Here is a 15,486-nt window from a genome sequence, read left to right as displayed (position 1 = left end):
GCCGCACTATCGCCCGCCACGTTGACGCGGCGGCACTACAAGAAAGTATCCCCTATTTATGAGCACCCCTCAGCATAAACGCTCCCGCATCCTCTCATGGATTGCAGGCATAGCGGCAACCAGCCTGACGTTGACTATGGCCACAGCGCCTGCGGTAGCGTTGGAAACAACGGCACCCCGCACCGGAAACACCACAACCGTCACCCCTATCGCCGATACCACACTGCAGGCTTGGGCCAACGAAAAGACCCAGACAAAGAACACTGCAGCCTACCTCGGCGCACTGCAGCCAAACGGCTACGGTGACTTCGGCGAACTCTTCGAATCCACCGATATCAATGACCAGACCGACGCAAAGATGGGCCTGATGACCTTCGACCTGTCCGCTCAGACGGCAGCGCCCGAACATGCGGCCTTAACGCTCACCTATCTCGGCTATGCGGGCGCCCAGCAGAGTGCCGACGCAACCGACACCGTGCACGTCACGGCCGTAGACACCGCAACATGCACCACTGCGGCGGCTTGCGATGTGAATAGCGCCACCTGGGCCAGCCGACCGAAGTTCGATGCCACGAACGCCACCAAGGCGCAATCGGACGCCTTCACGCTCGGCTCGGTGAAATATGCGGACCGAATGACGGTAAGTGCTTCGAATACCACGAAAGTCACACTTGATGTGACCGATATCATTCGAGAGCAATTTGAGGCAGGACACACGCTTATTACGCTGGCGCTCGGCGAATCCCGCCATATCGACGTGCGTTTCGGCAGCAACGAGGTAACCTCGCTGACCGGAGCAACCGACGACATGAAGCCACAGCTGACCGTCACCGCCAAGCCGAAGGATTATGTGCTCTCCATCGACGCATCCGCGATGACGACCAAATACAGCCTCGGCGAACAGTTCAACGCCAAGGGCCTTGCCGTCACCGCCACCAGCACCGCCGATGGCAGCGTGCGAACACTGTCCGCTGACGAATACACGCTTGATGCGAGCGCATTCAACGGCAACAACATTGGCGCATATCCCATCACCGTCACATACAACGCCGATCCCAGCATTACCGCCTCGTTCAACGTGTACGTTATCGCTGAAGTCGAAGAAGGCGGTGACGGCGACACCAGCGGCGATGACTGGCTGTGGTACTCCCAGCCCGCCTCATCCACGGACGCATCGATGACCGCCGGCCAATGGATGAATGGCAATGCTGATGGCAATCAGTGGCAGCAGACCACACTACCCATCGGCAATGGACGCATCGGCGGCACTGTCTGGGGTGAAATCGGCAAGGAGCGCATCACCTTCAATGAGGAGACGCTGTGGACTGGTGGCCCTGGCTCAACCGCAACCTACAACGGCGGCAACAACGAGTCCAAGGGCAATAATGGCGCAACGCTGCGCGCGCTCAACAAGCAGCTCGAGCAGGGTGCCACCACCGTCAATCCCGGCAACCTGACCGGCGGCGAGAACGCCGTCGAGCAAGGCGCCTACCAGAACTGGGGCAACATCACCATCGACTACGGCTTCGGCAAAAACACTTCGGCCACCGAATACCGACGCGATCTGAACATTTCCAAAGGCAAGGCAGATGTCACGTTCACACATGATGGCGTAACGTACACGCGCGAATACTTCGCCTCCAACCCAGACAACGTGATGGTGGCTCGACTCAAGGCAAGCAAAGCCGGCAAGCTGAACCTTACCGTCGCCATGCCCACCAACGCAGGTTTCTCCAAGCAGGGTGAAACCACCACCGTCACCGGCGATACACTCACCGTACGCGGCGCACTCGGCAACAACGGGCTCATCTACGATTCGCAAATCAAGGCTGTTGTAGACAACGGTGAAGGCACTGTGGAAACCGGCGCAGATGGCGCGTCGCTAACCATCAGCGACGCAACCGCCGTAACGCTGTATATCGCCGCCGCAACCGACTACAAGCAGGAGTATCCGAGCTACCGTACCGGCGAAACGGCAGACGATGTGAATGCGCGCGTAGCCAGCACTGTACAGTCCGCAGCCAATAAAGGCTATGTCGCCGTCAAACAGACGCACATCGCCGACCATACGGCAATCTACGATCGCGTAAAGCTCGACCTCGGGCAAAGCAGCCACGCTTCGGACGGCGCCATCGCCACCGACAAGCTGGTCAAAGCGTACCGCAATGGCAGCGCAACCACCAAGCAGCAGCGCGAACTGGAAACACTTGTCTACCAGTATGGCCGCTACCTGACCATTGGCTCCTCCCGTGAAAACAGCCAATTGCCCAGCAATCTGCAGGGCATCTGGTCCACCACCGCAGCCGATGACGGCCATAACAGCGCCACACCTTGGGGCTCCGACTTCCACATGAACGTCAATCTGCAAATGAACTACTGGCCCACCTACTCCGGCAATATGGGCGAACTCGCCGAACCGCTTATCGAGTACGTGGAGGGGCTGGTCAAGCCTGGCCGTGTTACCGCGAAGGTGTATGCGGGAGCGGAAACCGCGAATGCCGATGCTGCCATCGGCGAGGGCGAAGGCTTCATGGCACACACCGAAAACACAGCGTACGGATTCACGGCCCCCGGTTACCAGTTCTCGTGGGGCTGGAGCCCAGCCGCTGTGCCGTGGATTCTGCAGAATGTGTACGAAGCATATGAGTATTCAGGCAACGAGCAACTGCTTGACCGCGTTTACGCACTACTCAAGGAGGAATCTCACTTCTACGTTGACTACATGCTGCACAAGGCCGGCAATGGCAAGCGTTTGACCACCGGCGTGGCATATTCGCCCGAGCATGGACCGCAAGGCACCGATGGCAACACGTATGAGAATTCGTTGGTATGGCAAATGCTCAACGATGCTATCGAAGCCGCCGAGGCCAAGGGCGATCCGGACGGCCTGGTTGGCGATCTTACGGCATGCTCGGTGGATAACTGGGCCAAGGATGATGCCGGAACGTTCACCAACGCAGACGCAAACCGCTCATGGTCATGCGCAAAGAGTCTGCTTCACCCGATTGAAGTTGGCAGCAGCGGTCAGATTAAGGAATGGTACTTCGAAGGCGAACTCGGCAAGGACGCAAACGGCAACAGCATTTCCGGCTACGAACAGGGCCACCGCCATCTTTCGCATATGCTCGGCCTGTTCCCCGGCGATCTCATCACCGTGGATAACGCGGAATACATGGATGCCGCCAAGGTCTCACTAACCAAGCGCGGCGACGATGCAACCGGTTGGGGCGTGGGACAGCGCATCAACTCGTGGGCACGCACCGGCGATGGCAACCATGCCTACCTGCTGATTCAAAAGCAGCTTAAGGGTGCCATGTACGCAAACCTGTTCGACGCTCACCCTCCATTCCAGATTGACGGCAACTTCGGCAACACCTCCGGTGTGAACGAGATGCTGATGCAGTCCAACTCAACGTTCACCGCAACAGACGGCACTTTATACGAGGACTACACGAACATCCTGCCTGCACTACCGTCCGCATGGGCATCAGGCAAGGTGAATGGTCTCGTGTCGCGCGGTAACTTCACTGTCGGCATCACTTGGGACAAGGGCAAGACCACTAAGGTCAAGCTCACGTCCAACAATGGCGGTCAGGCGGCAGTCAAGATCACCGAGGGCGGAGCCGAGCACTACGAGGTCCAGCAGAACGGCGCAACAATCAAGTCCGAGACGGTTCGCAACGAAGACGGCGAATCCCTGCTTGTTTTCGATACCACCAAGGGCGAGTCCTACACCATCGTCAAGGCTTCGCCGAAGCCTGATCCGGATCCGGAACCGGAGCCCAAACCTGACCCAGACCCGGACCCGGAGCCTGAGCCTGAGCCGGATCCGGAACCCAACCCAGCGCCGGAAACATCAAACAAGGATACTTCCAGCGCAACAAGCAGTAAGGAATCCCCCTTGTCTGCCACAGGCGTGGGCATAGCCACCGCAGTGCTTCTGACTATCGGACTCTCGCTGGCCGGCTGTGCAGCGTTCATTATCCGCGGCAAGAAGGGAGGAGACCAGGCACAATAATCCTCGCACTGGCGCCCCTTGCGGCATTAGGGGCGCCAGCCCACACACCATCGCGACACGCCGATTTTGCAGTTCAAACAAAATCCTGTAATATCTACGTTCGTTGCCAAAACGGGCTGTAGCGCAGCTTGGTAGCGCGCTTCGTTCGGGACGAAGAGGCCGCGGGTTCAAATCCCGCCAGCCCGACAACTCAAAGGGCCATCGGTGAAAGCCGGTGGCCCTTTTGCTATGTGTAAGCGGCTGTGCGGTATGAGTACATTGCACATCCGCTTACACTCCACAGCACAATCACAAGAGGAACACAACATGAAGAAAAGCTTGCTTGCACTTGCTTCAGGCGCATTCATCCTCGGCGCAGCCGAATTTGTGATGATGGGTATCCTCCCCCAAGCTGCCGAAGCCACGCACGTCTCTATTCCAACCGCTGGTAACTATATTTCCGCTTACGCCTTCGGCGTGTGCATCGGCACACTGATTCTTGTGTTCGGCCGTAAGGTCCCACCGCGCAACCTGATTGCACTGTTCATGGTGATTGCGCTCGTTGGTAACACAATGTCGGCATTCGCTCCGAACGCCGCGATCCTCATCGTGGCACGATTCATCTCCGGCTTGCCGCATGGCGCGTTCTTCGGCACGGCCACGCTGATCGCTAAAACCCTTGCCGAAAAAGGCAAGGAAGCCCAAGCAGTATCCATCATGGTCACCGGTCAGACCGTGGCCAATATGCTCGGCGTACCGGCTGGCACACTGCTGGCCGAATATCTGAATTGGCGACTCGCGTTTGGCGTGCTTGCCGCATGGGCCGCCATGACTATTGTGCTTACTGTCACGATGATTCCCTACGTGGCTCCGATTAAGGACGCCGGCATTGCAGGCCAGTTCAAGTTCCTCACTCGCCGTGGCCCGTGGGTGATTCTCGCCGCCGTATTCACCGGCAACGCAGGCGTGTTCTGCTGGTGGAGTTACGTTTCCCCGTGGTTGCAGAAGACCGGTGGTTGGACGTCCTCGCTCGTACCGTTCCTGATGATGCTCGCCGGTTTCGGTATGGTGGTTGGCGGTCTTATCGGCGGACGAATCACCGACCGTTGGCGTCACGCCGGCACCGCCGCACTCGGACAGACGATTTCCGGCATCGGCCTGCTCATGGTGCTGCTGTTGCCCGGCAATCACTTCACCACTGCATTGCTCACCTTCTGGATTGCCTTCGGTCTGTTCTTCATTTCCGCTCCGCAGCAGCTGCTGATGACCGAAGCCGGCCAGGGCGGCGGCGAACTTATCGCAGGCGCTGCCGTGCAGGTGGCGTTCAACTTCGGCAACGCAGTCGGTTCCATCGTCGGCGGCGCTATGCTGACCACATTCTCCATGAATTACCGATTCACCGGTTTAGGTGGCCTGCCGTTGGCGATCTTGTCGATCGGTTTGCTCACGTTCTACTCCTGGCGTTGCGAATCCGATACTCAAGCCGCCCAGCGCCTGCACGAAATCACCGTTGACTGACCAATCCCACCCCTCCCATCAATCCCATCAATCCCCACAGATTGACCATAAATTGACTGTAGGTTTCTGAACACTGACTGACGGTTTTTCCACATCCGCTGTAGGTTTTTGAACGTTGACTGTAGGTTTTCTAACGAAATCCGTTCAAAAACCTACAGTCAGTGTTCGATGCCCTACAGTCAGTGTTCAAAAACCTACAGTCGGTGAGTATCAGTGAGTATCAAACAGGTATCAATGAGTGATTAACGGGGATTGAGAGGTAATTCACAGGGTTGCGCAGGCGCACACACCTCTTCCTGCCCATAGACTGATAGGAGCATCAGCTCAAGGAGGTACATGGTGGTTGACGAAGACGCGCTGCTCGAACAATTCGCCGCACAGTTTGCACATGGTCCAGGAGATTTGGACGATACCGCAGGTTTGCCGAGCGGCAGCGAAGACGCCCCCGACGAATCTCCCGCAACCTTCAACACCGACACCTTCCTGAAGGGTCTGGACGATATTTTCAATCGCCATGCCGCAGAAACTGAAGCCGGGCCATATCTGGAGCAAGCGGCCATCGATGCAGAAAACGCGGGAGATGAAGCCGGACTCCTGACCGTGCTTAATGAGACGATGGGCTTCAATCGTTCACAGGGCAAGCACAAAGAAAACCAGTGGATTGTGCAACGAGCCATCGAATTGGCGCTGCGCATGGGATTGGAAGGTTCCGAAGTCTGGGCCACCACGCTGATTAATTGCGCCACTGCCATGCGTGCAGCGAAACAATACGATCAGGCCGAAGACCTATATACCCAAGCGCTGTCTTGCGCGCAGAAAGTCTATCCCGACAACGACCGCCGTTTGGCTGCGCTCCACAACAATCTGTCCATGCTCTACAGCGAGACCAACCGTTTGCCGCTGGCCGAGCAAGAACTGCAGCAGGCCCTGACCATTATCGAAGCCTCCAGCGTGAATCCACAAGCGGATATTGATGTGGCTTCTTCCCACACGAATCTGGCGCTGGTATTGCTGCAGGAGGGCAAACTCCAAGATGCACACGAGCACGCCGCCAAGGCGTTGGACATCTACTCCACCGGCAAGCTTACGCATTCCGCCCATTATGCTTCTGCTCTGGCTGGGTTTGCGCAAGTGCTCTATGCCGAACAGCGCTACAGCGAGGCGGCAGCTCACTACCGCAAAGCTCTGGCGGTGATTGCCGAATGCTATGGCACAGACACTGATTATTACCGTATTACTGCCGAGAATCTGCATGAAGCCGAGACCAAGGCCAGCACTGCAGATGACCGTTCCGCTCCGGAAGCCGTCAGCGAATCTCGGCAACAGGCAGATGCCGCACCTCGATCAACTACCGATTCCGAAAGTGAGCAATCTTCCTTCTGCCCGGTATCTGGTCTCAAACTGGCCCGCGAATTTTGGAATCAGGTCGGCAAGCCAATGATTGTGCAGCGCTACTCGCAGTACGCCAACCGCATCGCAGCCGGTTTGGTTGGTCATGGCTCAGAATGCTATGGCTTCGATGACCAATACTCCCAAGATCATGATTTCGGCCCGCGCTTCTGCCTGTGGCTCAACGGTGAGGACTATGCTGCAATTGGCGAGCAACTGCAGGCCGATTATGCGGCATTGCCTCGCGACTTTACGGTGGATGAGCAAGGCACTGTGCATTTCATCGGAGATGCTCAGGGTGCCGTTGCATACGAATCCAAAGCTGCACCCGACTCGCAACGCTTCTCCCCCACCACGCCGCGCGCGCAAGGCGCAAACCGCCGCGATGGCGTATTCCGCATCGGCGATTTCTTCACATCCATTACCGGCTACCCTAAAGCTCCTGCTCAGAATGCACCGCATGAATGGTTGATGCTAGATGAAGCCACGTTGGCTGCAGCCACCAATGGTGCAGTATTCCAAGATCCAACCGGCGAATTCTCCGCCGTGCGTCAGGGTTTCAAGGATATGCCGGAAGATGTGCGACTGTCGTTGATTTCCAAGCGCCTTGGCATGATTGCGCAAGCCGGACAATACAATCTGCCACGTTCCTTGAAGCGCGGCGATGGCGCGGCAGCCTGGCTGTCGATTAACGAATTCGTTCAGGCCACGGCATCGCTGGTGTTCCTGATTAATAAACCGCTGATTGTTGGATACCTGCCGTATTACAAATGGCAATTTGCCGCACTACGTAAGCTTTCCGGCTCAATGTTCGCCTTGCTGCCGGATGTTTGCGAACAGCTGGAAACTGTAATGCGATTGAGTTCGGCTGCCTGCTATGGCGGTGCCAGCTTCGGCGAGGGCGGCAAGGGTTCCGAACCGGCTGCTGAAGTCATTGCCGACACGGTGGAGCATATTGCTGCTGAAATCGTCAAGGAATTGCGGCGAGAGGAGCTAACCGCGTCCAGTGAAACGTTTCTGGAATGGCAGCGCCCGTATGTGGAGGAGCATATTCAGTCCGACAATCCGGCATTGCACAGTCTGTGACGAAAAAAGGATGTGGTTCTGCCTTACAAGGGGTACTTCAGCTCATCTCAAAACCTCTATCTGCTTTACGAGGGGCACCAAAACGGACACACCCCAAATAGAAGCGTTGCAATATCAACATGAATATATTGATTCACGGATGTTCGGTACCCCTTGCAAAGCAGATAGTCTCAAGCTGATATTCAAAGAGGAAAGGGATCGGCAATGGATAATCACGACAATGACGAGGAACTGCGCGAGGCTATTGTGAGGCACGAATGGAATCAGTTCCAGAACACCAATAATGAGGGTGGGCGTGCGGCCTGCCAAGGCAATTGGCCGGTGTTCCGCCAGATGCGTTTGGCACAGTTCTTAACATGGCCGCATGAGCTGCTGGCTTCCTATGCGGCGGATTTGGATGCGGCAGACAAGGTTGGCCGCAATCTCATCACCGAAAAGTACGGCCGCATGATGTCATCCACCGCACCCGACGAATTCCGAAAGAACATCGAACCGTATATTCCGAAACTTTCCGCAAACCGTATCGCACGTCAGGAACAGGTCATCAAACAACAGGTGGTATGGGCTGCCGATTTCCGCGTACAGTACCCGAAACTCGGCCAAGCCATGCGAGTGCTCACTACCGATGAGGATACGTTGCAAGCCACTTCGTTCGAGACCTATCTGCGCGGCGAACTCAGCACCTATTCGGATACCACATTCAATCTGTATGAAACCATGATTAGCGAGCGCGCGAGCGCCACTCCTCCGCGCAATATCACCGAAGAAACCTTACTGCATACGGTAAAGCTCGGTGGATTCGAAAGCCTTAAAGAAGCAGAAGCATTGCAGGCGGCATAACTCTACCACCAGCAGAACAGGCCCCAGAAGGTCATGGAGAGCAGCGTGAAAGCCGCGGCGGCAATCACCAGCCAGCACATCATGCGTTGAATACCGGTAATATTGCGGCGGGCGGACCACATGGTCTGTCCGCTCCATGCAAGAATAATCACCACGAGAACGGCGATTACCTGCAGCACATGCCATCCGATATCGAATAAACGGGGTGCCGGCGTCATGGCGAGCACCGCTGCAGCGCCGACTGCGGCAAGGTAGCCATAGAGTAACGCAGAGGCGGCGAGCAGGCTCAACCCCAAGCCCCAACACGGCTCGGCTACGCTGACTGGCACCGTTTCACGAGCATGCGATGGCGGCACCGTATACAATGCCGCGCGCTTTCCCCGCATTCGCACAATGCCATCATCGCGCTCACGCCATGTCGTACGCGCGATCGCAACGATGCTCAGCAGTAATGCCACTCCCAGCAACAATGGACCGGCAAGCATCACGCCTACCAGTACGCCTAATGATCCGATGATGCCGGAATTGGTTCGGCTAGGAGCCGCATACTGCTGCCCTGGTTGGGGTCCTGCTACCTGAGGTGTAGCCCAGCCACTATGAGAGGCACCGGCCGCTACCCCATTCACCCAGTTTTCCAATGCTTGCGTGTATCCATCAGCCAATGGAAGTCCCGGCGCGAACAATCCTTTACCTGCACGCATTTGATGGTTGCCGGCAAAGTAACGCACGGTCACCGCATTATTTCCATTGCGTGCAGCTACACGCATAATGCGTTGCGCTCCCTGTTCGATTGGCATGGCAGTGTCGTAGACACCGTAGCTGACCAATACTGGCATGGTGAGCGATTTCAGGTAATGGTCGGCATCGAAGTCGGCATATTGCAGCCCAAATGGCCGGTAATCCAAAGACAGTAGTTTCATTGTGTCTTCGATTACCGGCTTGGGCGCTCCCGCCTCGTGCGCATACGTGCTCATCGCCACGGCCATTTGCTCACGGCCTTTGAATACCGGCGCGGAAGTGAGTGCCGCAAACGCAATATCGTGGCGCTTCGAAGCGAGAATCGTAGCAATCCATGTGCCTTCGGATTCGGCGTAAATGCCGGTGTTGGATTGATCCACATCATCGACGTCGCGCAACACATCCAACGCTTTGCTGTATTCGCTGGCAAATCGTGGGTAATCACGATGGAATATTGTGTAATCTTCGTTGCTTTTAGCTGGAACCAGCGTCACGATGCCTGCGGAGGCCATCGCATTGGCGATATCGCCGAAATCTTCGGCCCCACTGGTACCGGAGCCATGAATGAACAGGCAGGCTGGGCGCGCGCCTGGAGCATTGATTGGTTCGCGCAGCACTGCAGGCAATGTTTCACCATCGCCAATATCAACGGAAAGCTGGGTTTCGCGAGTTTGATACTGTCCTTCGTGAGCAATGGATATGCTCGCTGGAACGATGGCAGGGTCGGAGGAGGTTACGGCGATGTGGTCGGTATATGGCTTGCTTTTCCAACGCGGCATCATGGCCCAGCCGAGTAGCGCGCAGATAAGCATCAGCACTAGCGCAATGCATGCAATGCGCGCCACTCGTTTCATCACAGCCTCCTGATTTCACACATCGGATATTAGGTGTACTCGCAACACTGCCCAATCTCAACGGATGTTGACGCTCCCCCTCAGTCTGCTATCGCAGTCAGCCCCCTCATGGAGGGGAGCCTAAAAGAAGGAGCTATTGTTGTTGTGTTTTCTTGGCGCCTAAAACAGCCCAGACAATCGCTACGATCACCAGAATCGCACCGACTGCACCACAGATGATCGCAGTCAACATGCGCGGATCAATGTAGAAACTTTCAACGAGCAATCCGGGGAATGCCCAGCCGAACAGCAAGCCGATAACACCGATAATCAGGCCCAGAACGCCGAAGATGACGGTCAGAACACTGATATCATGCTTGGGTTTCTTCAACTCAGAGGCTGTCACGGCAGCGGCAGCCGGAACGTCTGGGGCAGATGATTCCTGCTGGTTTGGCTCTTCGCAATCTTGCGGACTATCGGAGACAGCATCGGCTTGAGGCGAGGGCACATCATCTGCAGACTGAGCGAACGCTTCCATCAGCGGCACATTCAAATCCGGCTGAACTGGAGTTTCCGGTGCAATCTCAGCAGATGAGGCATCGGCCGCCACGGATTCTTGAGTATCTGATTCCGCATTGTCCGGTTCTTCCACATCAGCCACCGACTGTAATGTAATCGTATCCGTTTCCGTCTGCTCGCTATCTGCAGACTTCTCAACGTGAGGCTCAATCACTTGAGTTTCAGCGGCTTGGGATTCGGAATCGATCGCAGTCATTGGCTGAGTAAGACTCTCGTCAGGCGTCTGCTGTTCGACGTTCAGCACCTGAGTCTGCTGATTATCATTTGCAGTGGGCAGCACCTGGGTCTGACTGCCGTCAGCTACCGATTCGAATACCTTGGTCTCACTGACTGCGGCGTCCGTCTGCGATTCCATCGCAGACTCCGTGGGAATAATCTGAGTCTGGCTCTCATCCTCAACGGATTGGAATTCCTTGGTTGCATTGATATCGTCAGTCATTGTTCGCCTCCTTGCTGGCATCGCCGGAATCATTGCCGGAATTATCGGGCTGCTGATTCCAAGGCGAGTAATCACTTTCCTCGTCCAGATACTGCTGGCGTTCAACGTTGCCGCTTTCAGTGCCGTACTTGTCGGCGTATTGCTGGAAGTCATCATCCTCCCAGTCGGACGCGTACACCACATTCACGCGGCCTTCCACGGTGTAGGGCACGGCGATCAGCAGCTCGGGGCCTGATTCCGGCATCAAGTCAGTTTGGTTCGCCATCCATTCGTAGTTCTTCGCGCCTATAGGCGCGGTATCGAATGGAGAGTCACCGTCCAAGCTGAAGTTGAAGCTACCGGAAGTGTCATACACCAGTGCGTATTTGCCGCCGACACTGGTTGGCCCGACCATATACCCGTACTGCCCCTCGCCGAAGCCGTACGTGCAACCGTCTGGCAGAATGATATGCACCTGAGCGCTTCTCGCGGCCACCTTGATGGTGCCAACCGGACAATTACTGGTAATGGTTTTGCCGCTATGCGCTTTCACCTGATGGGGTGCATGCGTGTCGTCCCAGGCAGACAAATCGAGGATGGCTTTGCTCTGTTCGTAGCTATCGCCACTGAATGCCACACCTTTTTCGAGTTTCTTGAACGTGTGGTCGCTGGAGTCAGACGCAAACGTACGACCGACCTGTACCTCGCTCATGTCGTACCAGTTCTCGGAACTTGCGTTCTTCGTCAGTTCAATGGTTTGCAATGTGTTCTGCCTATCGGCAAGCGTGTAGTGATACCAATAGACCGAATAGGTGCTGCACACCATAATCATGCAGGCCGCGCAGAATCCGGCGATGAGACCCAGCGGAATCAAACCTCCAGTTCGCCGGCCTTTCATGCCCAGCACTACGACCACAATGCCCATCAGCACGCACAGCGCGGAAATCCATACGGTTCCCCAGCGCACAATGGATTCGATACCCAGATCGTTGAACCAAATCCATCCCATCAAAGCAGCGAAGGAGATGCAGGAAATACCCAAGATGCTTAACACCATAATCGGGCCAGCCGGCTTGCGACGCTTGGATTTGTGGGGAACGGTGTCCGGCACGACTGACGCAGCGGGTGCGGAGTAGTCCGCTGCAGGCTGAGTGGCGCCGACAACATTCTCCCGCACAGCAGGCTGTGAAACACCCTGTGAAACATAGAGAGGTGACGGCTGCCCAGCCTGTGGCACGAAAGGTCCTGGATTACTTTGGGTAGGAGACTGCGACGCGGCTTGAGACGGTTGCTGCGGCATCGCACCTGCTTGAGGCGTTGGCTGAGACTCACCCGGATACGGTGCCGCGCCCGGATTGGCTTGCCTATACGATGCCGGCGAACCATACGGGGCATACGGAGCAGTCGGCGCACCATTGGGCATGGCGTTGGGGACAGCGGGACCAGCCGCATACCCATATGGCGGGTATGGCACCGGCCCGTTAGCGCCACGAGCGCGAGCGCCAAAACCATAACCCTCACGCTGGCGAATACCGCTTTTCATCAGCCACCACAAAGCGATTGCCGCCACCACGATGCTCGCCCAGCCAGCACCTGGAATCAACAGCGCCACCGCCAGGAACACGAAGCAGCCAAGGCAGTTCCAGTCCCATCGTCCGGCGATCAACTCTTCGGCCAAGATTCGACCATCGCGCACATCCGGCATGAAGAACCAGCCGAATGCGTAGAGCGCGGCACCGAAGCCGAAGAACAGCGTAGCGATGATGACCAGCGCACGCACCAGCGTCGGACTCCAACCGAGCCGGGCGGCGATGCCACTGCATACGCCGCCAATCCACCGGTCGTCGCCACGCATCAGACCACTCGACCGGATCCATGTGAAGAGACGCCGCGGAGCCTTGCCATTGGCACTGCCAGTGCCAATGCCCTCACGCGGCGGTTGGTATTGGTTCATATTCGGATTGCTCATAGTTCCATTACAGCGCTTGACTGGTGCCATACTCCCCCGAAACCACCCTGATTCATCCCTGAACCCGGGCTTAAAACTCGGTGATGACTCCCTAAGCGCGGCACAATAGAACTATGACTTCACCCACACTGCAGGCCTCTGAGCCTTTACTGCCCGCGCGTATGCCGTTGATGCGCCCTAAACGTGGCCGTTGGCTGACCGGCGTATGCCAAGGCATTGCATTGCATTTGGGCATTTCCGTAGTATGGGTGCGCTTGGCGTTCATTGTGTTGACCATGCTCTACGGTGCAGGCATTGTTGCATATGTATTCTTGTGGATTTTTGTACCCGCAGGCAATCCGGTAGCCGCCGCAGCAGCACAATCCAACACCATGCCAATCAATCAAGCTCCTTTGGCACACGGCAATCGCCCTGTGGATGCGCAAGGTTCGGCCATTGACACGGAAGATATTGTCGGCAGTTCCGAATCATTGGCCGATGCAGTCAAGCGAGCACCAAAACCCGCATTGGTGGCATTGAGCGGATTCGCACTGATGACTATAGGCCTCCTGTTATTCAGCGCTGGCGTGGATAATGACATCATTATGCCTTTGCTGCTGGTATTTGCCGGCATCGCTTTGGCATGGATGAATCTTGCTCCTCGAGGCATGCAAGTGTTTTCCATGTTGGGCGGATTGGCGTTGATTTTCGTTGGCTGGGCCTTATATGTGTCCAATGTGTCGTTCATTGGCTGGGGTACTTCGCCGCGGCGCATTATGGCATCTGGGTTGGTGATGATTGCTGCAATGGCAACTGCAGTGCTGCCGTGGGCCAATGCCATGCTGCGGCAGCTCACACATGAGCAGTCGTTGAAAGAGCGCGAGGAAGAGCGCGCGGATATGGTCGCACATTTGCATGACGGCGTATTGCAGACTTTGGCGCTGATTCAGCTGCATTCCAAGGAACCGGATACCGTGTTCACATTGGCACGCGCACAGGAGCGAGAATTGCGCGAATGGCTCTATCAGGAGCGCGTCACGTCTGACCGCTCGGTCAGTGCAGGATTGAAGGCGATTGCCGCCGAAGTGGAGGACGGTCACGGCAAGCCTATTGAAGTGGTGACCGTGGGCGATGCTCGTCCGAGCGCGCAAACCGATGCGCTATTGGATGCCACGCGTCAAGCGCTGGTCAATGCGGTGACGCATGGCGAGGAACCGATTTCCTTGTATTGCGAGGCCAATGCTTCACTGGTGGAGGTGTTCGTTCGTGATCATGGCAATGGATTTGATATTCATGCGATTCCGAAAGACCGACTCGGTATTCGCGAATCGATTATCGGCCGCATTGAGAGGCGCGGCGGTACAGTGGAAATCGTATCCAGAGCGGGATGGGGAACCGAAGTGCGCATGCATATGCCGATAGCGCCTACTGCAACACAGCAAGGAGAGAAGGAATGAGCGAGGAGACGAGCGAGAAGATTCGCGTGGCAGTGGTGGATGACCACGAGATGTTTCGTGCCGGTGTAATCGCCACGCTGAAGAATACGTTCGATATTGTGGGTCAGGCTGCGGATGTGCCCAGTTCGGTGGCGATGATTGCGCAGGTCAAACCGCAAGTAGTGTTGCTGGATGTACATGTGCCGGGCGGTGAAGGTGGCGGCGGCGCGGAGATTCTGCTGAAATCCCGCCCATATTCCCCCGATACCGTGTTTCTGGCACTGTCCGTCTCCGATGCGCCGCAAGACGTAGGTTCGGTGATTCGTGCTGGAGCGCAAGGGTATGTGACAAAAACCATTACCGGCGCTGATTTGATTTCCTCGATCAAACAGGTGCATGAAGGATATGCCGTGTTCTCGCCAAAGTTGGCCGGCTTTGTGCTCTCCGCATTCCAAGGTGCCTCATATGGCGGCGCTGCTTCCGATGCGCCAGTGCATGATGAGGAACTTGATCGCTTGTCTGCTCGCGAGCAGGAAGTAATGCGGCTGATCGCCCGCGGCTACACCTATAAAGAAGTGGCTGCTGAGCTCTTTATTTCGATTAAGACTGTGGAAACGCATGTGAGCTCGGTGCTCAGAAAGCTTCAGCTTTCCAACCGCACCGAGCTCACACGTTGGGCCGTCGATAGACGGATCGTATGACCT

Annotated in this window: 9 protein-coding genes and 1 tRNA gene; 7 read left to right on the top strand and 3 right to left on the bottom strand. The window is 56.4% G+C overall.

Features of this window, described 5'->3' with window-relative positions:
- Window positions 1-58 precede the first annotated feature (58 nt).
- The 5 genes from Tam1G_RS05385 (at window position 59) to Tam1G_RS05365 (ending at window position 8,830) form a co-directional block, all read left to right on the top strand.
- Complete coding sequence (locus Tam1G_RS05385; RefSeq protein WP_101625717.1) at window positions 59-4,018, top strand: glycosyl hydrolase family 95 catalytic domain-containing protein; 3,960 nt, start codon at window positions 59-61, stop codon at window positions 4,016-4,018.
- 112 nt (window positions 4,019-4,130) lie between these two features.
- Window positions 4,131-4,204: transfer RNA gene (locus Tam1G_RS05380), tRNA-Pro, on the top strand.
- A 120-nt stretch (window positions 4,205-4,324) separates the two neighbouring features.
- The gene (locus tag Tam1G_RS05375; protein WP_101625716.1) at window positions 4,325-5,515 is read left to right on the top strand and encodes an MFS transporter; all 1,191 of its coding nucleotides are present in this window, start codon (window positions 4,325-4,327) and stop codon (window positions 5,513-5,515) included.
- A 336-nt stretch (window positions 5,516-5,851) separates the two neighbouring features.
- On the top strand, window positions 5,852-7,990 hold the full coding sequence (locus Tam1G_RS05370) for a DUF4037 domain-containing protein (RefSeq protein WP_101625715.1): 2,139 nt from the start codon (window positions 5,852-5,854) through the stop codon (window positions 7,988-7,990).
- 204 nt (window positions 7,991-8,194) lie between these two features.
- Window positions 8,195-8,830: a DUF4125 family protein gene (locus Tam1G_RS05365; RefSeq protein ID WP_101625714.1), complete on the top strand. Its 636-nt coding sequence runs from the start codon at window positions 8,195-8,197 to the stop codon at window positions 8,828-8,830.
- Window positions 8,831-8,832: 2 nt separating this feature from the next.
- Here the strand turns inward: Tam1G_RS05365 and Tam1G_RS05360 are convergent, their stop codons facing one another.
- The 3 genes from Tam1G_RS05360 to Tam1G_RS05350 form a co-directional block, all read right to left on the bottom strand.
- A complete protein-coding gene (locus tag Tam1G_RS05360) occupies window positions 8,833-10,422 on the bottom strand; it encodes an alpha/beta hydrolase family protein (RefSeq protein WP_101625713.1) in 1,590 nt (529 codons plus the stop codon).
- A gap of 133 nt (window positions 10,423-10,555) precedes the next feature.
- Window positions 10,556-11,419 carry an Asp23/Gls24 family envelope stress response protein gene (locus tag Tam1G_RS05355; protein WP_051917282.1) on the bottom strand — a complete coding sequence of 288 codons (864 nt, stop codon included), beginning with the start codon at window positions 11,417-11,419 and terminating at the stop codon, window positions 10,556-10,558.
- Entirely contained in the window at window positions 11,412-13,367 is a 1,956-nt protein-coding gene (locus Tam1G_RS05350; RefSeq protein ID WP_242689585.1) for a PspC domain-containing protein, read from the bottom strand. The genes Tam1G_RS05355 and Tam1G_RS05350 overlap by 8 nt, the downstream gene beginning before the upstream one ends.
- A gap of 113 nt (window positions 13,368-13,480) precedes the next feature.
- Between Tam1G_RS05350 and Tam1G_RS05345 the strand changes: the two genes are divergently transcribed.
- Both Tam1G_RS05345 and Tam1G_RS05340 read left to right on the top strand, forming a co-directional pair.
- On the top strand, window positions 13,481-14,803 hold the full coding sequence (locus Tam1G_RS05345; RefSeq protein WP_101625712.1) for an ATP-binding protein: 1,323 nt from the start codon (window positions 13,481-13,483) through the stop codon (window positions 14,801-14,803).
- Window positions 14,800-15,483: a LuxR C-terminal-related transcriptional regulator gene (locus Tam1G_RS05340; RefSeq protein ID WP_101625711.1), complete on the top strand. Its 684-nt coding sequence runs from the start codon at window positions 14,800-14,802 to the stop codon at window positions 15,481-15,483. Before Tam1G_RS05345 ends, Tam1G_RS05340 begins: the two co-directional genes overlap by 4 nt.
- The last annotated feature ends 3 nt before the right edge of the window (window positions 15,484-15,486 follow it).

Source organism: Bifidobacterium imperatoris (genome assembly GCF_002860405.1).
GTDB classification, from domain to species: Bacteria; Actinomycetota; Actinomycetes; order Actinomycetales; family Bifidobacteriaceae; genus Bifidobacterium; species Bifidobacterium imperatoris.
This window is presented reverse-complemented; position numbering and strand designations above follow the sequence as displayed.